We start from the raw sequence: 23,942 nt of genomic DNA on the forward strand, positions 1-23,942 counted from the left end.
TTTTGCTTTCCTCGACTAGCTTTCATTAGGCAATCGTTAAGAAAAATTGCCAGAATCGGAATTATGTGGAAGATCAAAGAGTTTAAATAATTGGGGATTGGTAAATCCTACACCAAAAAAATTCACGGAGTATGTTATGCCTAAGAATTTACTGGAACAGTTGCGGGAAGTAACCGTTGTCGTGGCTGATACTGGGGATATCCAAGCAATTGAAAAGTTTAAACCCCAAGATGCTACTACCAATCCTTCACTGATTACTGCTGCGGCACAAATGCCAGAATATCAGGATATTGTTGACCAAACTTTAATCAAAGCGAAAAAAGATGCAGGTTCTCAAGCTACCCAAGCACAGGTAGTTTCTCTAGCTTTTGACCGTTTGGCGGTATCCTTTGGGTTAAAGATTTTGCAAATTATCCCCGGTCGGGTGTCTACTGAAGTAGATGCACGGTTATCTTATGATACAGATGCTACTGTAGCTAAAGCACGGGATTTGATTGCTCAGTATAAGGCGGCTGGTATTGCTAAAGAACGGGTTTTGATTAAAATTGCCGCTACTTGGGAAGGTATCAAAGCTGCGGAAATTTTGGAAAAAGAAGGTATTCACTGTAACTTAACTTTACTATTTGGTGTCCACCAAGCGATCGCCTGTGCTGAAGCTGGTATCACCCTGATTTCTCCCTTTGTTGGCCGCATCCTCGACTGGTATAAAAAAGATACCGGACGCGATAGCTATCCAGCTGCTGAAGACCCAGGTGTATTGTCTGTCACTAAAATCTATAACTACTACAAGAAATTCGGTTATAAAACTGAAGTTATGGGTGCAAGCTTCCGTAACATCGGCGAAATTACCGAACTTGCTGGTTGTGATTTGTTGACTATTTCTCCGGGTTTATTAACTGAATTGCAAAATACTGTTGCTGAATTACCACGCAAACTTGACCCCGCAAAGGTAGCAGGTTTGTCAATTGAAAAAATCTCTGTTGATAAAGCCACCTTTGATAAGATGCACGCTGCTGACCGGATGGCATCTGATAAACTTTCTGAAGGTATTGATGGCTTTACCAAGGCTTTAATTACTTTAGAGCAATTATTGGCTGAAAGATTAGCTCGTTTAGAGAGTGAAATGGTAGCTGCTGGTTAGGAAAATTAACCAATAATTTGATACATTTTTGATACATTTGGGGTGGGCATTGCTCACCCTATTTTGTCTGAATCAGGATGTCCAGGATTTGAGGATTTACAGGATTAAAACTGGGATTTCATAACAATCCTATTTGAGTTGAGAACTTATCAGTTAGGGAAGGGAACAACTGTTCATGAATAATTTAGGATTGCTATATTACACATTACAATTACCTGATTAACTCAAGTTGCTAGTTATATAGTTGAGGCTGGTAATGGGTGATAAAATTCCTGTCTTCATCCTGTAAATCCTTTAATCCTGGACATCCTGATTCAGACAATGTATTTAACTAAAAACTTACCTTAATCTTGCAGATTTTTCCATGTTTATACTATAATTTTAAAGGATAAAAGACAAAAATAATACTTTACAGTATTTAACCGATGGAACCATTAACCACAGGCGCAGTTGCAATTGGTACTGTCCTCGCTACCAAAGCACTGGAAAAAATTGGCGAAAATATTGGTGATAGTTTATCTAACAAAACTAAGCAGTTTCTCGAAGCCTTGAAAAAACAAAAGCCTGACACTGTTACCGCTATTGAGAAAGCACCAGAACAACCATTAGATTATGGTCAGGCTGCATTAGAAGTAGAAGCAGCAGCAAAAGCAGAGCCTAAGGTTAATCAACCTATAGAGGAATTAACAGCAGCAGCAAAAGCTGAACCAAATCCCAAATTAGCAGAAATTCTGGCCATGCCTAACCTAGAAAAATTAGCAGACAAAATAGGTCAGGTTGTCATGCCAGGAGGTACAGGAAATATTCAAACTATGAGTTTTTAATCACAATTAATTCTAATTTTGGTGGGACGGGCTTCTAGCCTATCTTGTTCATATTTAACTGGAAGTATCTAATCAGTTTATGCCGGATGAATATTCCAAATTTGCTGATAAAATAGGTGTTTATGCTGCCCCTTGTAGTCAAGTTAATGTTGACAAACAAATCATGCAAGAAAAACCACAACTAAAACTAAAAAAACACATACCTTATCGCGGTTCTGTACATTTTGTTGGACGAGAAATAGAACTGATAACTTTACACGAAGACTTACAACGGGGAGATTATGTAGCTATTTCTGGGATGGGTGGTTTGGGTAAAACTGAATTAGCTATCCAATATGCAACAAGATATAAAAATGATTATGGGGGAATTACTTGGTTTAATGCTAGGGGAAATAATCTTGCTGAGGAAGTTTTGAAGTTTTTTAGTTCTCAGTTAGAAATTCCCCAGAAACGAGGGGGAAAACTGTTAACTTTACGAGAACAAATTGCCTGGTGTTGGTTACAATATCCTGATTCTGAAAAACCTATTTTAATTATTTGTGATGATGTCACTGAATTAGCACAATTGCAGGAAATTCTTCCCAGTGATAACCGTTTCCGGGTTTTGGTGACAACTCGCACACAAAATTTAGACCCTAATCTTATTCAATCATTACGCCTAGAACTTCTTCCCGAAAATCAAGCTTTAGAACTTTTACAAAAACCACTAGGAAACCAAGATAAACGCATTTCTAGAGAATCAGAAACAGCCCAAGAAATATGTAAATGTTTAGAATATTTACCTTTGGGAATAATTTTAGTTGCTGGTTATTTATTCAATGATCCAGGACTATCTCTAACTAAGATGTTAGCAGAATTACAACAGCGCAAATTAGCAGCAGAATCTTTACAGGACAGGGAAAATATTAAACAAACTGAATTGGGAGTAAAAGCAGCCTTTGATTTAACTTGGGAAAAATTGGATATCCAATCTCAACAATTAGGTGCATTTTTAAGTTTATTTTCACCACAGTTGATAGTTTGGGAATTGGTAGTGTATTGTCTGAATTTTTCAGGAGAAAATGAGGAACAAAGCTTAACTTGGTCAGAAACAGAACTAAACACCGCCAAAAAACAACTTTATCAGCGCAGTCTACTACAGTTAGTTACAGAAACAGAAAAACCAGAAATAGAAACAGCAGAAGCTTATAAAATTCATAATTTACTACGTTGGTTCTGGCAGGAAAAGTTAACAGAATTGGGGGCAATGCAAACAGTTTTAGAAAGAACCTTCATCACTCCAATGATATATCTGGCTTCACAAATTCCTGAGTCACCTAGTTCTAAAGATATTGAAAATTTTAGATATATCGTTGACCATTGGGAAGACCTGGGAAACCGGTTAAGAGATGAAATTAAAGAAAATACAGAACCACAGACCAACTTACCAGCATCCATCCTGGCAGATGAAATTATTGGGGTATTTGTGGGTGTGGGGAAATTTTACGATGGACAAGGACTATACAATTTAGCGGAACCTGCCTATCAAGGCTGTGTAGAAATTTACCAGACTTTATTTACAGGCGACCATGCTGATGTTGCACAAGGCTTGAATAATTTAGCATTAGTCTACTGGCAACAAGAAAGATACGCAGAAGCTGAACCTCTCTATCTTGAAGCTTTGCAGATGAGAAAGCGGCTATTTCCAGGCGACCATGTCTACATTGCTACTACTTTGAATAATTTAGCCCAACTCTACAAAAGACAAGGGAGGTACACAGAAGCTGAACCTCGCTATCTTGAAGCTTTAGAGATGAGACAGCGGCTATTTCCAGGCGATAATCACTTCGTTGCTACTTACTTGAGTAATTTAGGATTATTTTACTATGAGCAAGGGAGGTACACAGAAGCCGAACCTCGCTATCTTGAAGCTTTAGAGATGAGACAGCGGCTATTTCCAGACGACAATCCTCATGTTGCACGAAGCTTGAATAACTTAGCAGACCTCTACCATAGCCAAGGGAGGTACACAGAAGCCGAACCTCTCTATCTTGAAGCTTTAGAGATGAGACAGCGGCTATTTCCAGACGACAATCCTCATGTTGCACGAAGCTTGAATAACTTAGCAGACCTCTACCATAGCCAAGGGAGGTACACAGAAGCCGAACCTCTCTACATTCAAGCTTTAGAGATGAGACAGAGGCTATTTACAGGCGACCATCCTGATGTTGCACAAAGCTTGAATAATTTAGCAGCACTCTACAAAAGCCAGGGCAGGTACACAGAAGCCAAACGTCTCTACCTTCAAGCTTTAGAGATGTATAAGCGAATATTTCCAGGCGACCATCCTGATTTTGCTACTAACTTGAATAATTTAGCAGCACTCTACAAAAGCCAAGGCAGTTACACAGAAGCCGAACCTCTCTATCTTCAATCTTTAGAGATGTATAAGAGGCTATTTACAGGCGACCATCCTGATTTTGCTACTAACTTGAATAATTTAGCAGCACTCTACAATAGCCAGGGCAGGTACACAGAAGCCGAACCTCTCTACATTCAATCTTTAGAGATGAAACAGAGGCTATTTACAGGCGACCATCCTGATGTTGCTGCTGGCTTGAATAATTTAGCAGAACTCTACAGAAACCAAGGCAGGTACACAGAAGCAGAACCTCTCTACATTCAAGTTTTAGAGATGAGACAGCGGCTATTGACAGGCGACCATCCTGATTTTGCTACTAACTTGAATAATTTAGCAGCACTCTACAAAAGCCAAGGCAGGTACACAGAAGCCGAATCTCTCTTCATTCAAGCTTTAGAGATGAGACAGCGGCTATTGACAGGCGACCATCCTGATTTTGCTACTAACTTGAATAATTTAGCAGCACTCTACAAAAGCCAAGGCAGGTACACAGAAGCCGAATCTCTCTTCATTCAAGCTTTAGAGATGAGACAGAGGCTATTTACAGGCGACCATCCTGATGTTGCTGCTGGCTTGAATAATTTAGCAGCACTCTACCATAGCCAAGGGAGGTACACAGAAGCTAAACCTATCTACATTCTAGCTTTAGAGATGTATAAGCGGCTATTTACAGGAGACAATCCCAACGTTGCTAATAGCTTGAATAATTTAGCAGAACTCTACAAAAGCCAGGGCAGGTACACAGAAGCCGAACCTCTCTACATTCAATCTTTAGAGATGAAACAGAGGCTATTTACAGGGGACCATCCTGATGTTGCTGCTGGCTTGAATAATTTAGCAGCACTCTACAAAAGCCAAGGCAGGTACGCAGCAGCCGAACCTCTCTTCATTCAAGCTTTAGAGATGAGACAGCGGCTATTTACAGGCGACCATCCTGATATTGCACAAAGCTTGAATAATTTAGCAGACCTCTACAATAGCCAGGGCAGGTACACAGGGGCCGAACCTCTCTTCATTCAAGCTTTAGAAATGTTTGAAAGGGTGTTAGGGGTTAACCATCCTTCTACAGTTACAGTGAGAGAGAATTTGCGTCTGTTGCGACAATGGCAAAAATGTATGTCGGTTTTTGATAGGTTGTTAGTGGTTTTAAGAATGCCTTTTTACCTGTTGTGGCTGTTGATAAAACCCATCGTTAAATTTTTCTGGCGTTGGTTGCGTCGTTAGTTGGGTACAGTCATTTTTTAGATTTTTCAATTAGTATTATTAACCCAAATTGCCAGTTATCTGGTTGAGGCTGGTAATTGGTAATAAAATGCCAGTTCTCATCCTGTAAATCCTTTAATCCTGGACATCCTGATTCAGACAGCAACTTACATTATTAATACCCACTCTACTATTTAGGCACAAATATATATCTATTAACAATTTGAGGATGTGGCTGTACTTGCACTAACACCGCCTTCCCAATTCTATCCCCTGTTCTATCACCATAATGTAAAAACTTAATTGTTCCCGTCGCACCTGAAAAAGCAAAATTATGACTTAAAGCTTGTTGAACATCTATTCTCCTACTACCCTTTTTTTCTATAGCCGCAGCAATTATTTGAGTAGCATCAAAAGCAGTAGCTGTACGCCAAGTAATTAAACCCGGTTCAGTCCAAATTTTATTTGCATTCTCTACAAATTCTTTATTAGGTGAAACAGCCGCTTGCCAAGGAACTGCTAACACCATACCATTGATGATATTACCAGCATCCAAAGTTTTTTGAGTTTGTAAACTGGGATTACCTAATAATAACATCCTGCCTTGATTAGCTTTAGCCACTTCAAAAGCTGGAGTAATTCTATCAACTTGTGGATTCAATAAAATAGCATCTGCATTTTTTTCAATGGCATTTTTTATAATCGCTTCACCTTGAAAATTTTTAGCCGCGAAATCACAATTAACATCGTTAATTAGCTGCAAGCTTTTATTATTGATTGCATTCACAAATGCCTGTTCAAAAGACTGATCTACAGCTTTAGAATCACTACAAATAACAATATTATTTTTACCATTTATTTTAGCATATTCAACCAGAGTATCAGCACTAATCGTAAAACTAATTACGGTTCTAAAAATATAATTACCATCTGTCCGGTCTTGACGGTCAGTTAATTTAGTAGAACTGCTAGTAGGTGAAATCATAACTAATTTACCTGCTTGATATATATCAGATGCAGGAACACTAGCATCACTACTGTTATGGCCAACTACCGCTAAAATTTCCTGATTTTTGACAAATCTTTGAGCGACTTTTTTAGCTATTTCTGGTTGATTATCATCATCAGCAATTTGTACCTTTATAAATCTCCCATTTACACCACCCTGATTATTTATTTCTTGTTGTGCTTGTGCTACTCCCCGTAAAATTTCTAAAGCCACATTTGGATTACTACCAATCGGTACAGGAACGCCAATTTTGATATTTTGTTTATTAATAATTTTGGCATTTTCTAAATAAATTCGCGCTTCTACATCATTAGGATATTTCTGTAAATAAGTTGTTAATTTTTGAATTACCAACTGATAATTTTTCCAAGCAAATGCTTTCACTGCCTCTTCTTTATCTATATTATTTCCAAAATTAACTAATACTTTATCCCCATAACTAAAACGATTACGAAACTTAAATTCATCAATACTCCACCAGAAAATTCCCCCTAAAAATCCTAGAGAAATAGCAATTATTCCTGTCTGTAATCCTATTTTTTGCCAATGACGAGGTTGGGGATATTTGAGAACTGCTGCTGCTGGATTTTGAAAAATCACAGGTAGCCAAGAAGCACAAGGATATTCATCTTCCAATTCTTCCTGCAAGCGTAACCTAGCTTGTTGAACAGCGGTATATAAAGACTCTCCAGCCGCAAATACTGTCAGAAAATATTCCCAAAAATGTTGTGCTACTACATCAGGAACAGGTTCTCGCATCACAATGATATAAGGTATGCGTAAATCAGCTAAATTACGTGCTAATCCTAATCCATCACAAGAATTAAAAATTGCTAATTTCAATCCTTTCTGTACTGCATAACGCAGAGTATGACGCAATTTTAAAAGTGATAAACTTTCACTAGCATTAATTTGAATTTCTCCCCAAGTATCATCTTTTTGACTACAACTATGTCCAGCAAAAAATAAAATGTCCCAAGGTTGATGCCATAATTTATCTACCAGTTCTCGACGCGATGGTTCTATTAAAGGTTCAATAATTGCACCTGGTAATTTTGCAGTTAAGGCTTGCAAATCTTTTTGAATATCTATACCTTGACTATTACCGATAACTGCTAAAATTTTGACTGGAGTTTTTAACTGTTGTTTTGATGGTTTATATTCAGAAGCAATAATAATTTCTGGCTGAATATCATTGATATGAAAAATATCCCAAAGATGCCAAGGAAGCCGACGCAATAGAGAGTCTTGAGTTTGTAAAATAAACCTTACATTTTGCCAATTACCAATTTGAGGGAGAAATTGACGTTCTAATTGTCGCACAGATGGTTGATTTAACCATTCATTAAAAACAGATTGAAATTTTTGTGCAGCATGATAACAAGCTTCCTTAGTGGAAACGTGAGTAATTTGAGTTTTAGGAATAGTAATTAACCAATTACCTGGTAAATTATGATAAACTGATTGCCATTCAGAGTATTGTTGAGGAATTATGGAGGAAGCAGGTAATCTACCAGCAAATTCTGTCCAATGAGATTTTTCAACTTCCCTTATTCTCACTTTGACAGGAAAGCCTTTTTCAAAATTCCCCTCTCCAATCTCGAAGATAACCAGCTTCTCCACTGTTGTTCCTGTAAATATTTGGTCTGATTAAATGAAAAATGTTTCTCTAATTATGACATCATTGATGCTAACTTGAACTTGAAATTTTTCACCCACTTCAGCACAGAATTTTAATTGAATGTAATCGTCTCTTTGTTGTCTGGATTGGACTTCTAAAAACGGTTGTCCATTTTCATATAATCCTGATAATTTTAACCCTGGTGGTAAATAAGGCTGATTACCCATTGGATATACCCGCAGAAGAATGGCAAAGGTTTTGTCTATTTTGGGCAGAATTGCCACCATTAAGGCTATAGGATTTCCAGCTAATTGCATTCCTAAATCCATAATTCTTCTACCTCGAATTACAGGATGTTTAGGTTCTATTACCCATAAAATTTCTGCCAAAGTCCAACGAATTTCTTCATCTTCAGTGGTTTGTAAAAGATGAACTATAACATCAAACAATCCCAAATTTTGATCAGTAGGAAGAGATGCTTGAAAATTATTATTACGCACTTCAGAGATTTTACCTAAAAATTCTATAAGTAATTTTTCTTCCCAGATATTATAGGGATATAATTGTTCAATTATTTGTAATACTTTTTCTGGGGTATCAACTTCAAACCCCCTGATTTTTGGGGAGCGAAAGGCTAATTGAGTGCTTCTTTGTGAATTTAATTCCTCCATACTTTGCCATTGGTTAGTATATATACCTTCTAACCATTGTCGCAATCCCACACCAGAAAATTGATGGTAATATTCTATGAATGCTTCTAATGGTTGTAACTGTTCTAAATTGATCTCTGTTGCCGTTACTTGTTGTAAAAAACCTCTAATTTTAGCCTCTTCACAAGTTTGATTAATTTCTACAACTACATAACCAAAACGATTAGACCAAACTTCAGGAGGAATATAACAAACTAAATCACCTGTTCTGATATATCGACATTCTAAATGTCCAATTCCAGTTAAAACTAAATCTGCGACATCTGCAAATATTCTTCCCCAGGAATCCCAGCTATAACTAGCTTTTATTGTGGTAGGAATATCTAACATTTGCAAATAGCTATTAACTACTTGAACAGCTAAAGTATTCAGATAGACTTGTTTAGCTTTTGATTTATTTGGTTGTTCCTGGGCAAATTTTAATGCTGTATCTCGAAAGCTTGCCGGAATAGGAATACAAATGCTTTGTTCTTCAGTTGAATAATTCATGACTCACTCTATATCAAAATAACCTTCGCTATCAAAATAAGCTTGGGATTTACCAAAATTTAAAAGAAGGGGAAAACATCGACGTTGATAGAAATTAGCAAGAGTTGATATGGGTAAATCAAACTCCTTTGATAAATCAACCCAAGATGTTTCTGGTGGTAAACGACGGCAAATTAAAACGTAACTATTAACATCTGGACGACCGCGTATATGGATACGTTTCAGTTCTGAGGAGTTTGTTTCTAACCATTCCTGAATGTCATTTAATATTGGTCTTGGTTCTGACGGTGCAGGAATTAAATCAGATGGATCTATTGGTTGTTCATCTTTTTCTGGAATTACATTAAATTTATTTTTTTGTTCATAAGAACTAATGCGTTTATCTTGCAACCGATAACTTAAGTAACTGTTAATCCAAGTAATCACGCTACTTTTTTCAGGATTAAAGGGTTCTTTAGCTGTAGTTGCTTCACAAAGATTGCGGCAAAAATACCACCAAGTTTCTTGTAAAGCTTCCTCAGCATCAGGTATACCTGTACCGCGTAACAATTTACCTGTTTTTTGAATCAATAAAATAATCTGATTGAGTCCTTTTTGACGGGCAATACTACGACTAGGATATTGACAGATTTCTTGAACAAGTAGGAGGATTTTCGCTTCTAATTCATCCATTTGATTCGGTTAATTTAATTGTGATGCATAATACTAATCAGGATTAATATTTAGAGTTTTATTCTTTCTTCAAGAATTGTTTGAAATAGTTGAACATTTGTAGATATTTCGTTTGGTGACATTCTTGATAAAACGAAGCTTTGAAGAAAATATCCTGAAGAGTTACCTATTGTTTATCTTCATCAATAACTCGACAACATTTTGATATTCGGTAATTTTCCCTTGTTTTTGAAATAATTCAGATGCTTTTTGCAAATCGGTAATAGCCCTTTTAAAATTTTCCAATTGAGCGAAAATAAGACCTCTATTAGCATAAGCTTCTGCCAGGTTAGGATTAATAATTAGGGCTTGGTTATAATCTTCCATTGCTCTTTTCATATCTCTTAATTGAGCGCGCAGAAGACCTCGGTTGCTGTAAGTTTCTGCCAGATTAGGATTAATAATTAGGGCTTGGCTATAATCTTTTATTGCTCCTTTTATATCTTTCAATTGAGCGCGCAGAAGACCTCGATTGCTGTAAGTTTCTCCAAAATTAGGATTAATAGTTAGGGCTTGGTTATAATCTTTCATCGCTCCTTTTACATCTCCCAATTCACTGCGAATACTACCTCGTCCGATATATACTTCTGCCAGATTAGGATTAATAATTAGGGCTTGATGATAATCTTCCATTGCTCCTTGTATATCTCCCAATTCACTGCGGGTATTACCTCGATTGAGATAAGCTTCTGCAAAATTGGAATTAATAATTAGGGCTTGATTGTAATATTCCATTGCCCCCTTCATATCACCAGATTGAGCGCAAGTATTACCTTGATTATAGTAGCTTTCTGCAAGATTGGGATTAAGAGCTAAGGTTTGATTATAATCTTTAATAGCCTTTATATCACCAGATTGAGTATTGATATTACCGCTATTTTCACAAACACTACTACTTTCACTAACTAATGGAACTGCTTTTTCATACTTATTATGCTCAGAACAGTTTTTGCACTCCTGCATAAATCGGATGACTCTTTGCTGTCCTTTAATCGTTGTGACAATAAACTCCTTATAAGTCCAATTGAACGTAAATTTTTGGCATTGAGGACATTGGCGATTATTAATTGCTAAAATTATTTTTGAAAAAAAAAACCAGCACAAATATCCCAGCCAGTATAATTTGCCAATTGTCCCAGAAGTTACCTTGTTGCCAATTAGGTTGATTAATCTTGATAATCTCACTAGGAAATGTCACCTGAGCTTCTAAATATTGTTGTGGTTGAATAGGCTGATTCGCAACAAACTCAAAGGTTGTAGGATTTATTTGACGTGCTGTAGCTGGAGTACTAAAATTAGTAAAAGAGGTAACTTTACCTGATAAAGCTTCCGGTAGTTGTACTCGAACTTTTGCGGCTTGAATTGGAGCTTTACGGTCAGCAAAAATCGCTTTCCAGTAAATCTGAGTATTATCGCTATTGATATGCAATCCACCAACTACACGATATTTTAAAACAAAAGTATGAGCTTCAGGTGGTTTTAATGGATGTTGCCAACGAATCCAGATTTTATCATTTTCAATTCCGGTTTCACTAGGAATAATTTGATTATTCTCTTGAACCGTTACATCCTTAATTCCATCAACTTTATCCAACCGGATATAACGATATCGTTGATTAGAATAATTTGATTTAAACACATATTTTTGTTCTTCCCTAACTAACATATCTCCGTTAGTTTGTACGTCAATATTAACGTTAATATAGTCCCAATAAAATGGGACTTCCTCAGCAACAGCATGAGTAAATGTAATCAGAATTGTTACCAAGATAACAATTAAGCAAAACCCAATTCTTCTTATCGAAATATTTCTCATATTTTCCTTTTCTCTGTGTGTCCAGAACTTACGCAAAAAATCTCCTAAACTCTGATTCATCTGTGTTCTTTGTGGTTTGATATTCTGTGACTCATGCATAAGTCCTGAAATCTATAAGCGAATCAGCCACCACCACCGCAACCACCACCACCGCAACCACCACCACCGCAGCCACCACCACCGCAGCCACCACCACCGCAGCCACCACCACCGCAACCACCACCACTACTTCCACCACCACTACTTCCACCACCACTACTTCCACCACTTCTACCAGATGTAACTATCACAAAGATCACAGAACCAACTACTATCAAGAAAAACCAGAATCCTATAGAATTTGCGTAACTTTGGGAACTTTGAGAATTGTTGTTATTGGAAGCTAATAAAATCTGAGAGTTTGTGAGTATTAATGTCAAGGTAAACAGCAATGCTAAATAAAATTGCTGAGGCATAAAACCAGAAATATTGATATTAGAAAACGTCAAGTTAGGTTTTGGTAAAACCCAATGTTTATTAGTATCTACACGCTGAAAATTAGCGTTTACATCAAACCGAATATGAGGTGCTGGCCAAATATCTGTGGGTGGAGTGTGTCCAAAAAACTGTTCGTAACTAGCTATGGTATTTAAATACCAATTATTAAATTTATTATATTCTTTATTACCGCCACGAGTGGGTCCATGATGTAGTTGTGTACCTAAAATTCCACAAAAATCATGCCAATAAGATTGGGTATATGTTAAATGTAAATGCCAAACTTGGTCTATTTGGTCAGAGGGTGTAACTGGATGTCCTGCAAAAACCGCAAGAACAGCAAATTTTTTATATTCATCTATTACACGCTGAGTATATTCATCAGTCCAGTTATTCTCTTTTGCTAGTCTCTGACTAAAAGAGAAAGAAACATTTTTTTCATCTAAAGAAAACTCTTGGAGATGTTGATATAGTTCTACTTGCTGAAGATTCATAGATTTTAGGGTTGAGCCTTGGTTCTATGTGTTCTTCTGTCAGAACAGAATAGTATTTTCTATTTTGTTACAAATCTTTACAATATATTTGGGAGCATTAGAAAAAATATCCCCAACCTCGTGAAGAAGTCGGGGATATGTAGAAGGTTTAGAGATTAACGCACTTCGTTCAAGCTCTCTACTTGCTTGGTAAACATCTCTGTAAACAAACTAAGTACAGTACGCTCCTCGCGGACTTTAATATTAGCGGTAATTGACATACCAGACTGTAATGCGATCTTTTTCCCTTGAGTTTCTAGTTTTTGTTTATCCAAGCTAACTCTGGCTGGAAATCTATAAAATTGATGAATTTGATCTGGGGGTAAAGCATCTGAACCTATATCAATAACCTGACCTTTAATATCTCCAAATTCGCTAAAAGGAAAGGAATCAATTCTCACATCTACGTTCATACCTGCCTTGACAAATCCAATATCTTTATTGGTGATAAATACTTCAGCAACATATTTATCGTTAGGTACAATTTGCAATAATTTTTGCGTGGCGTTCGCTACAAAACCAGGATTTTTTGCTTGCATATCGAACACTGTCCCTGCTATAGGAGCGCGGACTTCTTGATATCTGACATTTAATTGAGTTTGGGAAATTTTACTATTAATATCTGCCAATCTCTGCTCATTATCCAGAATAATTCTCATAAATTGGCTGTCTATTTCGGCAATTCGCTTTTTGTTGTTAGCTATCTGATCTAGAACGTTTTTATCAGTAACTGCTACTGTATTAGTTACTTCCTGCTGTCCTTTTTGAATATCAAATTGGAGGCGTTTTTCTTCTTCAATTAATTGTGATATTTCTGCTTTTAAAGTTTGTACTTGTTGTTGCTGATTCAGATATTGCAGTTGAGAAATTCCACCTTCGACAGCTAATATTTTGAGTTTATCTAAAATCAGTGTTTGAATAGCTAAACTATCTTGTGTATCTCTTAGTTTGACTACGGTTTGAGATAGTTGCTTTCTAATTTTTTCAACTTCTAATTTAGCTGCGCCAGATCGGGAATCTAATTCTCTCTTAGCTGCTATGAGGCGTTCTTGTTCATCAATTCCGTTGCCGTTTTCTGGTGCAGTATTTTTTAATTGAGAACGTAGTAGTTCGTTTTCTGCTACTAATGATGCTCGATTTTTAAGGAGAAAAGCAGATTCCGGTGGCAAGTTACTACGTAAAAAGTCCAATTCTGAGTTGATACCTGTGCTTGCTCCCATCAAGCGACGATAAATATCGTTTTCTTTGTTTAAAGCAACACGAATTTTATTTAAGGAACTTAATTCAGCTAAAGTAGCAACTGATTCAAATGTTAAGAGCAATTTTCCTTTTTCTACGGATTCCCCATCTTTTACATAAACAGATTTTACAACTCCATTAATGGGAGCTTGTACTTCTTTGACTGCACCTTCTGGCTTTAATTGACCTGTTGCTGGAACTACTTGTTCAATTTTTGCAAAATAAGCCCACCCAACTCCAAAACAGGCTACAACCATCAAGGTAATCATGATGGTACGTGACCATATTGGTGATTGACGTAAGACTATAGATTGTTCAAATTCATCTTGCTTATAGGAATTATTTGAGGATTCTGTTTTAGCTTTTTTGGGAGGTGTCAGCAACTGTAAATTTTGATTTTTTCCGTTGCCGTTGCCATTGATTTGGTTAGCATTAAGTTGAGTCATAACAAGTTTAGTTTTTTTTGACGCAGGATTTGAAGACTAGGAGATTTAAGGAGAGTAAGTTGGAGATTATTTAAGATTGATACTGGGTTGACTTTGCTCCGTTGTAGTTTTGAAGTGAAAATTTACTAATGGATAATTAAATTTTTTATCTATTATTCAGTTATCAATTGTTAGTTAGTTTTATCAACTGATAACTGAATTAATTACAAATTAACTTCTTGTTGTTGATAAAGGTAGAAATAATGACCTTTAGAAGACATTAATTCTTGATGACTACCTTGCTCAATTACGCGACCACCATCCATGACAACAATTGTATTGGCATTACTAACAGTATTGAGACGGTGAGTAATAAAGAAGACGGTTGTTCCTTGAAATGCTCTAGCTAAGTTGAGACATATTTGTCTTTCGGTGGGATAATCTAAGGCGCTGGTGGCTTCGTCCAAGACTAATAATTTAGGTTTTTGTAAAATTGAACGTGCGATCGCAATTCTCTGTCTTTGTCCTCCAGAAAGGGCTGAACCTCTTTCTCCAACTCTGGTGTTATAACCATTGGGCAGGTTCATGATAAATTCGTGAGCAACGGCAATCCGGGCAGCTTCGATAATTTCTTCTGTTGTGGCATCAGGATTTGTCAGGGCAATGTTTTCCTGAACTGTGCCATCAAACAATAGTGGGTCTTGGGGAACGACACCAATCTGCCTACGCACAGAATAAAGTTCGACTTTGCTGATGTCATAACCATCAATTAAAATTCTGCCAGACTCGACGTTGTAAAGTCTGAGCAGTAATTTCATCATTGTGCTTTTACCTGAGCCACTTTGACCAACAATGCCCACAAATCTACCCGCCGGAAAATCGAGGCTCACATTATTGAGTTGCAGCGGTCCGCTAGGTGCAAATCGGAAAGAAACGTTGTCATACGTTACAGCCCCAACTATTGCAGGTAAGGGGATATTGTCTTTGTCTAATTCTGCTTCTCTTGGTGTATCAACAATATCGCTTAATCGTTCTAAAGATAATCCTGTTTCTTGGAAGTTTTGCCAGATTTGTGCTAAACGCAAGATGGGGCTAGTAACGTAACTGGAGATAATTCTAAAGGCGATTAATTCCCCTAAAGTTAACTCTTTTTGTAATACTAAATAAGCTCCTACCCACAAAACTAATAAGCTGCTGAGTTTATTGAGAAACTGACTGGTGGAATTAGCCAAAGTGGATGTGATCACAGTTTTAAACCCTGCGGCCACAAACCTTGCATAACGTTCTTGCCAGGAAAAACGCGATCGCAATTCAATATTTTGCGCTTTCACTGTTTGTATCCCGGACATGACCTCAACTAAATACGATTGAGTTTCTGCGTTACGTTCTGCTTTGGCTCGTAGCTGTCGGCTGACTGTGGGGGCGGCAATTAATGTAATCACCACAAATAGAGGGATTGTCCCTAACCCGACTAAGGTCAGTTGCCAACTATAAAACAGCATCACGATGATATAAACCACCGAGAATACTGCATCTAATCCCACTGTTAAAGCTGTACCTGTAAGGAACTGACGGATATTTTCTAATTCATTGATCCGAGTAGAAAGTTCACCTACAGGTCGGCGTTCAAAATAGCGTAATGGTAATCTGAGTAAGTGGTCAATAATTTGTGACCCCAGACTCATATCAATCCGATTAGTTGTATCTACAAATAAGTAAGTTCGTAATGTGGTGAGAATTGCTTCAAATACACCAACGGCTAATAGTAAAACTCCTAAAATATTCAGGGTACTAATACTATTTTGAACAATGACTTTATCAATGATTAACTGAATAACTAGAGGATTGGCTAATGCTGCCAGTTGTACAAAAAATGACGCAATGAATACTTCTATTAAGACTCGACGGTAACGTGATAGATATGGTAAAAACCAGCTTAAACCAAAGCGTTGTTGGGGTGTTTCTTGTGTTGCACTGAATAATAGTACCCTTAGTTGTGGCTGTAAATTGGTTTCATCAGTTTCTAATTCTTCCAGTAGTTTGCCTGGTTTGCAATTGATGATACCTTTTGATGGAATAGCTAATACTACTGTGTTTGCTTCTACTGCATAGATGACAGCAAAACTATCTCTATATTGAATTAATGCTGGTGTGGGGATGCGTGTAATAGAGGTAGCAGGAACATCTACTAATTGGGATTTGAGGCCAATTAATTCTCCTAAATAAGCGCAAAGTTGAAAAGATATGACACCTTGGCGTTTAATTTGCTCGTTTAAAATCCTACGGATTACTTCTTTACGCAAGGGAATTTCTAAGTGCTTGGCCAGCATTTGGAAACAGGCTAGAGTAGAATTTAATTCACCCTGTCCACGAAAAAATGGATATTCTCGATTTTTTTGTTTAACTTGTGATGTCTGGTTTGGTGCGGCAAATACTTCTTCTGTTGATGCGTAGGGAATCTCTAATTCATCTCTGATTTGTTCTTGATGATCTGGGAGTTCTGCTTCTATGTGATCATTATTCAAGAATAATAAATCTGCGGGATCTATCCCTACCAACCTTGCTGGAGCGTTACCAGTTATCTCTACAATATCTCTGAAGTTATTAGATTCTAATTGAGAACCAGGGGGAAAATTATTTATTGTCCCACCACCGCTGACGAACCAGATGCGATCGCTTTCCAGTTGGTTAAAGGAAGTTTTTCCTGGTGGTAGGTGCTGAATTTTTACACTTGATACAATGTGTTGGGTAATTTCTTTTAAATTTAAACTAGCATTGGCTTGTAGGGCTAACTGCGGACTGAGAACGTCGAATATTTCGATTAAATTACTCACGTTCTGACGCGCATTGGCAAATGCTGAATTTTGGGCAAGTAAACCTAAGTAATCGGCTGTGCTGAAGGTTAAACAGATGACTTCGGTGGATGCGATCGCTGTTTCACAAGAAATATGTCTTAATAAACTAATCTCGCCAATTATTGCACCGGGTTCTAGGATTTTTAAAGTAATTGGCAATTGGGTTTGAGGGTGATATGCTAATAACCGCACTCTTCCTTCATAAAGAATTGCTATGCGATCAGGTAGTTTTTCTTTACCAATAATTTTTTGACCTATACGGTAGCGTAAAGCTTGTTGTTGTGAAAGTAAATTATTTTTTTCCGCTGTCGATAGTAGTTCAAATCCGTCAACGGTATTGAGAAATTCGGTAAAGGCGTTATTACTATAAGTCATGTTTTATGAAAACTATTTAATTTACTGTCAGTTATGGGAAATTAATTGACTGGTTGATGTTTGTTACCAGCATCCAATTTGTGACAACTTTGACCTGGATGATAAAAAATTGAACTTTTGGGCTGGTACTCATTACCCTGGCAAATGCAATATCATTTCTGATTCTAGATTTATCATTGACACATGAGAGTATCAGGGATATTTCAGATTTTTTTTTACGGATGCAGGAATAATAACGAATCAACCAAGCTTGATATTACATACGCTCTATAAGATTTTGTTATGCTTCATCTTCCTGACAACTCACACATCTGATTGCTTAATTTGCCAGTTTTGTGAGGCTATTTGTGCTTGTAGCCAACTCTGAAACCGCTCATTGAGCAATCGCTGACGCATAGGACGATCCAATTGGGCAGGTAGCAACTTTTCTAGACGGACAATTACTATCCATTCTCCTATTTGATTGGGTGGTGAAAGTTGCTGTGGTTGGCTCACAGACAAGATTTGTATCAAACGTGGATGGAGAGATTGTAATTCTACTGGGCCTACTAAACCATCTGTTTGAGCTTCCGGCCCTTGGGCGTATTCCCGTGCTAATTGAGCAAAAGATTGTTCTCCTTCTTGGATGCGGAAATAAATTTCTTGGGCAATACCAATTTCAGAGGTAGTGATTAGGGAGTATATAACTCGATCTAACTGGGATTTGCGCTGGAAAAAGTAAGAGTCTAAATCTTGACCCCAGGTAGCTTCTTTGAACTTCTCCAGTTTGAGTTGGCGAATTGCCATTGTATTTAATTGTTCAGAAGTTATATTCTGTTCTTGTCGCCCTTGATATTGTTGAGCTAACTGTTCACAGGCAAGTTGTTCTTCTTGTGGCGTACACTCAATTTGTGCGATCGCTTGGTCAATGACTACCTCTTTGAGTAATGGAGGAATTAATTGGTATTTGCCCAGTAATTCCAAAACTTCTGGGGCTGTGAGTACGTGAGAGCTTTGCTCGCCGGAGGCATCGCCAAATTGCAGAACTGGATTCATATCACTTGTGAGCAGATTTACCACCGTTATCAATCGTTTTTAAGAACGTAATCGAAATAGATTGTAGTTAGTTTATCTAAAGGTTAAGTTAGCAAATGTTTTACAACCTACTCCTTCATCTTTAGCTCTTTCTGTATGTGGATAGATAGTTACTAAACATCATGGCATAAACCGAATATGCTCTTGTCAACGCTAGTAACAAAGGTATCTATTTGCATATATCGTACCAAACTATCATAATTTTTTGAATTTGCAACCTTAAACTGGCAGTCTGGCAAAAAAACTTTGAAATTCAGTCTGTTAAGGGATAATGGCGGGTTACGCCTTCGTCACTAAGAGAACTCCAATACTGCTCAGTTGAGGGTGAAAAGAGAAGGGGGAAAGGGAAGGAAAAAATCTTTAACCATTCCCCCAACCAACTCACATCCTGATGTTTGACTGAGTAATCTTGTTTTACCCACCCTAAAATTTGTGGGTAGGTAATTTATTTTTGACAATACCTTAGCCGATTACAGTAATGGAAGCAGCAGTGAGAGCCGGTACTCCTGAGAGAGTGGCTATCTGAATAGCAGAGAATGCATTAACACTACCATCAGCATCAAAGAACAACGCACCATTGGTAGAGTTGTAAATTAACCGTTGGAAGGTATCACTAGCTGTTGTTATACCAGCACCGGAAAGGAAAGCAGAACTAGCTAGAGTACCTATACTTAGAGCATTACTAAACCCACTAGCAGATATCCGAATTTTGTCCTCTCCAACTGTAAAGTCTTGAATTGTATCAATCCCTTCATTCTGAGCATTAAAACGGAAAATGTCATTACCAACACCGCCTGTTAGGGTGTCATTACCAAGACCTCCTGTTAGGGTGTCATTACCAATACCGCCTGTTAGGGTGTCAGCACCATCACCACCATTGAAGATATCGTTGCCATCCCCTCCAATTAAGGTGTCAGCACCATCACCACCATTGAGGTTATCGTTGCCATCACCACCATTGAGGGTATTATTGCCACTATTACCTTTGATGTTGTTATTTAGTAAATTACCTGTACCGTCGATATTATCAGTTCCAGTTAAAATCAGATTTTCTAGGTTAGTCCCTAAGATGAAATCGATAGAGGATCTAACTGTATCTATCCCCGTAGTACCAACTTCATTAACTGTGTCACCCCCATTATCAACGGTATAAGTATCATTGCCATCGCCACCAGTTAAACTGTCAGCACCTGTACCCCCATTGAGGTTATCGTTACCATCCCCACCAATTAATGTGTCATCGCCATCACCACCACTGAGGGCATCTTTGCCATCACCACCATCGAGGGTATTATTACCACTATTACCTTTGATGTTGTTATTGAGTTCGTTACCTGTACCGTCGATATTATCAGTTCCAATTAAAAATAAACGTTCCAGGTTATCCCCTAATGTGTAGGTGATAGAGGATTTAACTGTATCTATCCCAGTTAAACTCTCTTCAATAATGGTGTCATTCACATCATCAATTATGAAAGTGTTGGGGGCTGAACTACCAACAAATGTGTCTCCTAAAGATGTATTCAACAGCACGGAAACAGTTCCTGCTAGTTCGTTAGCTACCATTAAATCAGTTCTGCCATCACTGTTAAAGTCTCCCACTCCTACAGCACGAGAACCATTTCCAGCAGAATAGTTGATAGCAGTGACGAATTTGCCTGTGCCATCACCTAATAACAAGGAAACGTTATCATCATCACTGTTTGCGACTAATAAGTCTAATTTGCCGTCTTTGTTGATGTCGGTTACAGTGACTGACCGGGGTTGTAATCCCACGCTAAACTCAGTGGCAGGATCAAAGGAAGTTGTATTACCTGAGATATCTTCAGTTAACCCTATTTGCACAAAAACCTTGCTTTGATTGGATTTGACCTGTGCAAAATCGAAAATGCCATCATCGTTAAAATCAGCAACTGCGATCGCACGAGTGTCAATCCCAACTGTATAGTTGAGGGGAGTGCCGAACGTACCCAAGGCAGTTCCGGGGAATATCAGTACATCAGCATTATTTAAACTACCCGCAGCTAAGTCTAGTTTGCCATCACCATTAAAGTCTGCCACGGTGATAGGACGGAGATTAGGATAGAGAGTAGGATTAGGATTAGTAAAAGTATAGTTGGTGGTGCTGCCAAAACCGCCTGCACCATTGCCTAATCGAATAGAGATATTGTTACTAATAAAGTTTGCTGTTGCGAAGTCTAGTTTGCCATCTCCATTGAAGTCTCCAACGGATACAGAAACCGGAAATGACCCCATTGTATAGTTAACTGGAGTATCGAAATCACCTAAACCCTTACCAAATAAAACCGAAACATTGCCACTACTAGAGTTTGCTACTATTGCATCGAGTTTGCCATCTTTATTGAAATCTCCCACTGCTACAGAATAGGGTCCATTTCCGACGGTAATATCATTGGGTGTGTTAAATGAGATTGCCATGATTATTTGTTGTAAAATACTACTTTGTATCTATCTAAACTGAAAATTTCAGCATTTGTCCGGATCAGGATCACTTCCATTTGCTGACAAATACTATTTTTTGTGAAATTCTCATCAATTACTGTAATCTGAAAATTTAAACTATTAGAGAAGTGATCCTATATTTTTACGGAAAATTTATATTCTTAAGTCTATAAAATAATCACAGGACAAAGCCTCCTTGTAAATACTTACAAAGAAGCCAAGACCATATTTATTAATCATTAATTTTCCGCTACAACCCTAACTAAAATAGATGATACATCAGCGGAATAACCGCGGGTTGAGGATAGTACGATTTTGTGGTTGGGACTGACGACGAATTGATACTCCATTTCGCAGTTTACTGGCTGTGCCGCCATCTTTGGGATCTAGGAATGGTTTCAAATTAATTCCGTTTTTGGATGAGCTAGCACGATTATTACCACCTAAAAGGCTGCGTCCTAAATTATATAATTCGTTAGATCCTCCTTGGTTGCGATTAGTATAAGTGTTAACAGCTACGGTTTGTTGTCCGTTATCAGCACTAGCTAAGTTATTGAAAACACTACTGCGGATAGCATAAGGATCTTTGCCACGAGGCACTGTCAGTACAATGCGACAGCCGGGGTTAGCCTCAGTAGTGACACAGATTATATTTTCGTTATTTTCAACAGCTATCTGGAGTTCTTGTAAACCATCTGGACGATATATTTCTAACCGATTGGCGATCGCATCACATCGTTTTTGAGCATCCCAACCACCACCCATGTTTTGTGGTGCAGCCCAAGCAAAAAATTGACCTGGTTGACTTTGGGGCTGGTACATGACGGTATATTGACCGTTATAATATTGACAACTAAATCTTTTGCTACTATCCACGGTTGTGGAAGTCGGTATATTGGTGGGTGAACCTGATGGTACAGTGGTTGATGAGCCTGATGGTACAGTGGGAACAACAACGCTATCAGTTTGGGCAAAAGCTACAGAATTACCCACAAGTAACGATATACTCAGACTACTCAACAATAATAACTGAACTGATTGTGATGGCATAATTCAAGCTCTAAATATATATTCATGTTTACCATGACGAAGAATTTTATTTTTTGATTCATCTTTGTTCCTGTTATTTTAAAATTTTCCCTGCTTGAGAAATTGGAATGTTAGACCACATTTTTGATTATTTACAGTTTCATTTCAGCATTGAAGCCCTGATAGTATTGCTAATCTTGATTTTCCTAGAAGCGGTGCTATCTGCTGATAATGCGATCGCCCTCGCTGCTATCGCTCAAGGACTGGAAGACAAAAAACTAGAACGTCAAGCCCTAAACATCGGGTTAGTTTTTGCCTATGTCCTACGAATCACGCTGTTACTAACAGCTACATGGGTACAAAAATTCTGGCAATTTGAATTACTGGGTGCTGCTTACCTGCTGTGGTTAGTATTCCAACACTTTACATCCCAAGAAGACGAAGAAAATCACCATCACGGACCGCGTTTTAATTCTTTATGGCAAGCTATACCTGTAATTGCTTTCACCGATTTGGCGTTTTCCTTGGATAGTGTAACCACTGCGATCGCTGTTTCTCAAGAATGGTGGTTAGTAATTACAGGCACAACTATCGGTATTGTGGCACTCCGCTTTATGGCTGGATTATTTATTCGCTGGTTGGATGAATATGAAAACTTAGAAGATGCTGGTTATATTACTGTAGCCTTTGTGGGTTTACGTCTGCTACTCAAAGTCATTAACGATGATTTAGTTCCACCCCAATGGATCATGGTTAGTGCGATCGCCATCATCTTAGCCTGGGGATTTTCCAAACGCTCTGCTGAAAAATTACCCCAAGAAGCCACCGAAGAACCTGAAAAAAGTGAAGTATCAAAGTAGAGAGGGGGAGATGGGGAGCAGGGGAGCAGGGGAGCAGAGGAGCAGAGGAGCAGAGGAGAATAAATAATCATTTCTTTTCTGTTCCCTATTGCCTATTGCCTATTGCCTATTGCCTATTGCCTATTCCCTATTCCCTATTCCCCGTTCCCTATTCCCTATTACTCATGTAACCAAGGAGTTAAGTGTGGTTGCCAAGCTACTAGTTCTTCATCCTTAAACCACAGAGCAATTTCCGTTTGTGCAGTTTCAGGAGCATCAGAACCGTGGATTAAGTTGCGGCCAACATTAATACCAAAATCGCCACGAATTGTTCCTGGTTCTGAGTTTAAGGGGTTTGTTGCGCCAATAATTTTTCTGGCAGAAGCAATAACACCATCACCTTCCCAAACCATCGCTACAACAGGCCCAGAAGTGATAAATTCTACCAAACTAGGGAAAAAGGGTCTTTCCCGGTGAACACCATAATGTTGTTCAGCTAATTCCCGGCTGACTTTTTGAAACTTCAAGCCAACAAGGGTAAAGCCTTTAGTTTCAAAGCGACGGATAATTTCACCCACCAGTCCGCGCTGGACTCCATCAGGCTTAATTGCTAAAAATGTGCGTTCCAAAGCTATCTCCCAAAACTTAATAAAGTTTTTATGCGTTAATTGTCAGCCGTTTTTATGTATTTTGTCCAGTAGTTGCAGA

The 23,942-nt window shown here is 38.0% G+C and carries 16 protein-coding genes; 4 read left to right on the top strand and 12 right to left on the bottom strand.

Features of this window, described 5'->3' with window-relative positions; genetic code table 11:
• The first annotated feature begins 136 nt into the window (after nt 1–136).
• The 3 genes from ACLLO5_RS10985 (at nt 137) to ACLLO5_RS10995 (ending at nt 5,590) form a co-directional block, all read left to right on the top strand.
• Complete coding sequence (locus ACLLO5_RS10985; RefSeq protein ID WP_413175468.1) at nt 137–1,141, top strand: transaldolase; 1,005 nt, start codon at nt 137–139, stop codon at nt 1,139–1,141.
• Nucleotides 1,142–1,566: 425 nt separating this feature from the next.
• Nucleotides 1,567–1,965: a hypothetical protein gene (locus tag ACLLO5_RS10990; RefSeq protein ID WP_413175469.1), complete on the top strand. Its 399-nt coding sequence runs from the start codon at nt 1,567–1,569 to the stop codon at nt 1,963–1,965.
• Nucleotides 1,966–2,044: 79 nt separating this feature from the next.
• On the top strand, nt 2,045–5,590 hold the full coding sequence (locus ACLLO5_RS10995; protein WP_413175470.1) for a tetratricopeptide repeat protein: 3,546 nt from the start codon (nt 2,045–2,047) through the stop codon (nt 5,588–5,590).
• Nucleotides 5,591–5,759: 169 nt separating this feature from the next.
• Here the strand turns inward: ACLLO5_RS10995 and ACLLO5_RS11000 are convergent, their stop codons facing one another.
• The 11 genes from ACLLO5_RS11000 to ACLLO5_RS11050 form a co-directional block, all read right to left on the bottom strand.
• Nucleotides 5,760–8,201: an ABC transporter substrate-binding protein gene (locus tag ACLLO5_RS11000; protein ID WP_413175471.1), complete on the bottom strand. Its 2,442-nt coding sequence runs from the start codon at nt 8,199–8,201 to the stop codon at nt 5,760–5,762.
• A gap of 27 nt (nt 8,202–8,228) precedes the next feature.
• Entirely contained in the window at nt 8,229–9,398 is a 1,170-nt protein-coding gene (locus ACLLO5_RS11005) for a DUF1822 family protein (protein WP_413175472.1), read from the bottom strand.
• A gap of 3 nt (nt 9,399–9,401) precedes the next feature.
• A complete protein-coding gene (locus ACLLO5_RS11010; RefSeq protein WP_413175473.1) occupies nt 9,402–10,070 on the bottom strand; it encodes a sigma-70 family RNA polymerase sigma factor in 669 nt (222 codons plus the stop codon).
• Nucleotides 10,071–10,232: 162 nt separating this feature from the next.
• Nucleotides 10,233–11,072 (bottom strand): tetratricopeptide repeat protein, encoded by an 840-nt coding sequence (locus ACLLO5_RS11015; RefSeq protein WP_413175474.1) that lies wholly within the window; start codon nt 11,070–11,072, stop codon nt 10,233–10,235.
• A 100-nt stretch (nt 11,073–11,172) separates the two neighbouring features.
• Nucleotides 11,173–11,925, bottom strand: a complete 753-nt coding sequence (locus ACLLO5_RS11020) for a DUF2207 domain-containing protein (protein ID WP_413175475.1) — start codon at nt 11,923–11,925, stop codon at nt 11,173–11,175.
• A 122-nt stretch (nt 11,926–12,047) separates the two neighbouring features.
• Nucleotides 12,048–12,896: a glycine-rich domain-containing protein gene (locus ACLLO5_RS11025; protein ID WP_413175477.1), complete on the bottom strand. Its 849-nt coding sequence runs from the start codon at nt 12,894–12,896 to the stop codon at nt 12,048–12,050.
• A gap of 155 nt (nt 12,897–13,051) precedes the next feature.
• Entirely contained in the window at nt 13,052–14,620 is a 1,569-nt protein-coding gene (locus tag ACLLO5_RS11030; protein WP_413175479.1) for an HlyD family efflux transporter periplasmic adaptor subunit, read from the bottom strand.
• 203 nt (nt 14,621–14,823) lie between these two features.
• Complete coding sequence (locus ACLLO5_RS11035; protein WP_413175480.1) at nt 14,824–17,829, bottom strand: peptidase domain-containing ABC transporter; 3,006 nt, start codon at nt 17,827–17,829, stop codon at nt 14,824–14,826.
• Between the two features lie 303 nt (nt 17,830–18,132).
• Nucleotides 18,133–18,864, bottom strand: coding sequence for a peptidylprolyl isomerase (locus tag ACLLO5_RS11040; RefSeq protein ID WP_413175481.1), 732 nt, complete (start codon nt 18,862–18,864; stop codon nt 18,133–18,135).
• 501 nt (nt 18,865–19,365) lie between these two features.
• Entirely contained in the window at nt 19,366–21,342 is a 1,977-nt protein-coding gene (locus ACLLO5_RS11045) for an FG-GAP-like repeat-containing protein (protein ID WP_413175482.1), read from the bottom strand.
• Nucleotides 21,343–21,645: 303 nt separating this feature from the next.
• Nucleotides 21,646–22,416, bottom strand: coding sequence for a COP23 domain-containing protein (locus ACLLO5_RS11050; RefSeq protein WP_413175483.1), 771 nt, complete (start codon nt 22,414–22,416; stop codon nt 21,646–21,648).
• A 107-nt stretch (nt 22,417–22,523) separates the two neighbouring features.
• Here ACLLO5_RS11050 and ACLLO5_RS11055 point away from each other — a divergent pair, with 107 nt between their 5' ends.
• Nucleotides 22,524–23,255 (top strand): TerC family protein, encoded by a 732-nt coding sequence (locus ACLLO5_RS11055; protein WP_413175484.1) that lies wholly within the window; start codon nt 22,524–22,526, stop codon nt 23,253–23,255.
• A 158-nt stretch (nt 23,256–23,413) separates the two neighbouring features.
• On the opposite strand, the gene ndk is transcribed toward ACLLO5_RS11055, so the two are convergent.
• The gene (gene ndk, locus ACLLO5_RS11060; RefSeq protein ID WP_413175485.1) at nt 23,414–23,863 is read right to left on the bottom strand and encodes a nucleoside-diphosphate kinase; all 450 of its coding nucleotides are present in this window, start codon (nt 23,861–23,863) and stop codon (nt 23,414–23,416) included.
• Nucleotides 23,864–23,942: the final 79 nt, after the last annotated feature.

It is taken from the genome of Anabaena azotica SJ-1 (genome assembly GCF_047275885.1).
Classification (GTDB): Bacteria; Cyanobacteriota; Cyanobacteriia; order Cyanobacteriales; family Nostocaceae; genus Trichormus_B; species Trichormus_B azotica_A.

Coding starts and splice junctions, on each gene's coding strand:
- ACLLO5_RS10985 (WP_413175468.1), top strand. CDS start 137: ATGCCTAAGAATTTACTGGAACAGTTGCGGGAAGTAACCGTTGTCGTG.
- ACLLO5_RS10990 (WP_413175469.1), top strand. CDS start 1,567: ATGGAACCATTAACCACAGGCGCAGTTGCAATTGGTACTGTCCTCGCT.
- ACLLO5_RS10995 (WP_413175470.1), top strand. CDS start 2,045: ATGCCGGATGAATATTCCAAATTTGCTGATAAAATAGGTGTTTATGCT.
- ACLLO5_RS11005 (WP_413175472.1), bottom strand. CDS start 9,398: ATGAATTATTCAACTGAAGAACAAAGCATTTGTATTCCTATTCCGGCA.
- ACLLO5_RS11010 (WP_413175473.1), bottom strand. CDS start 10,070: ATGGATGAATTAGAAGCGAAAATCCTCCTACTTGTTCAAGAAATCTGT.
- ACLLO5_RS11015 (WP_413175474.1), bottom strand. CDS start 11,072: ATGCAGGAGTGCAAAAACTGTTCTGAGCATAATAAGTATGAAAAAGCA.
- ACLLO5_RS11020 (WP_413175475.1), bottom strand. CDS start 11,925: ATGAGAAATATTTCGATAAGAAGAATTGGGTTTTGCTTAATTGTTATC.
- ACLLO5_RS11025 (WP_413175477.1), bottom strand. CDS start 12,896: ATGAATCTTCAGCAAGTAGAACTATATCAACATCTCCAAGAGTTTTCT.
- ACLLO5_RS11030 (WP_413175479.1), bottom strand. CDS start 14,620: ATGACTCAACTTAATGCTAACCAAATCAATGGCAACGGCAACGGAAAA.
- ACLLO5_RS11035 (WP_413175480.1), bottom strand. CDS start 17,829: ATGACTTATAGTAATAACGCCTTTACCGAATTTCTCAATACCGTTGAC.
- ACLLO5_RS11040 (WP_413175481.1), bottom strand. CDS start 18,864: ATGAATCCAGTTCTGCAATTTGGCGATGCCTCCGGCGAGCAAAGCTCT.
- ACLLO5_RS11045 (WP_413175482.1), bottom strand. CDS start 21,342: ATGGCAATCTCATTTAACACACCCAATGATATTACCGTCGGAAATGGA.
- ACLLO5_RS11050 (WP_413175483.1), bottom strand. CDS start 22,416: ATGCCATCACAATCAGTTCAGTTATTATTGTTGAGTAGTCTGAGTATA.
- ACLLO5_RS11055 (WP_413175484.1), top strand. CDS start 22,524: ATGTTAGACCACATTTTTGATTATTTACAGTTTCATTTCAGCATTGAA.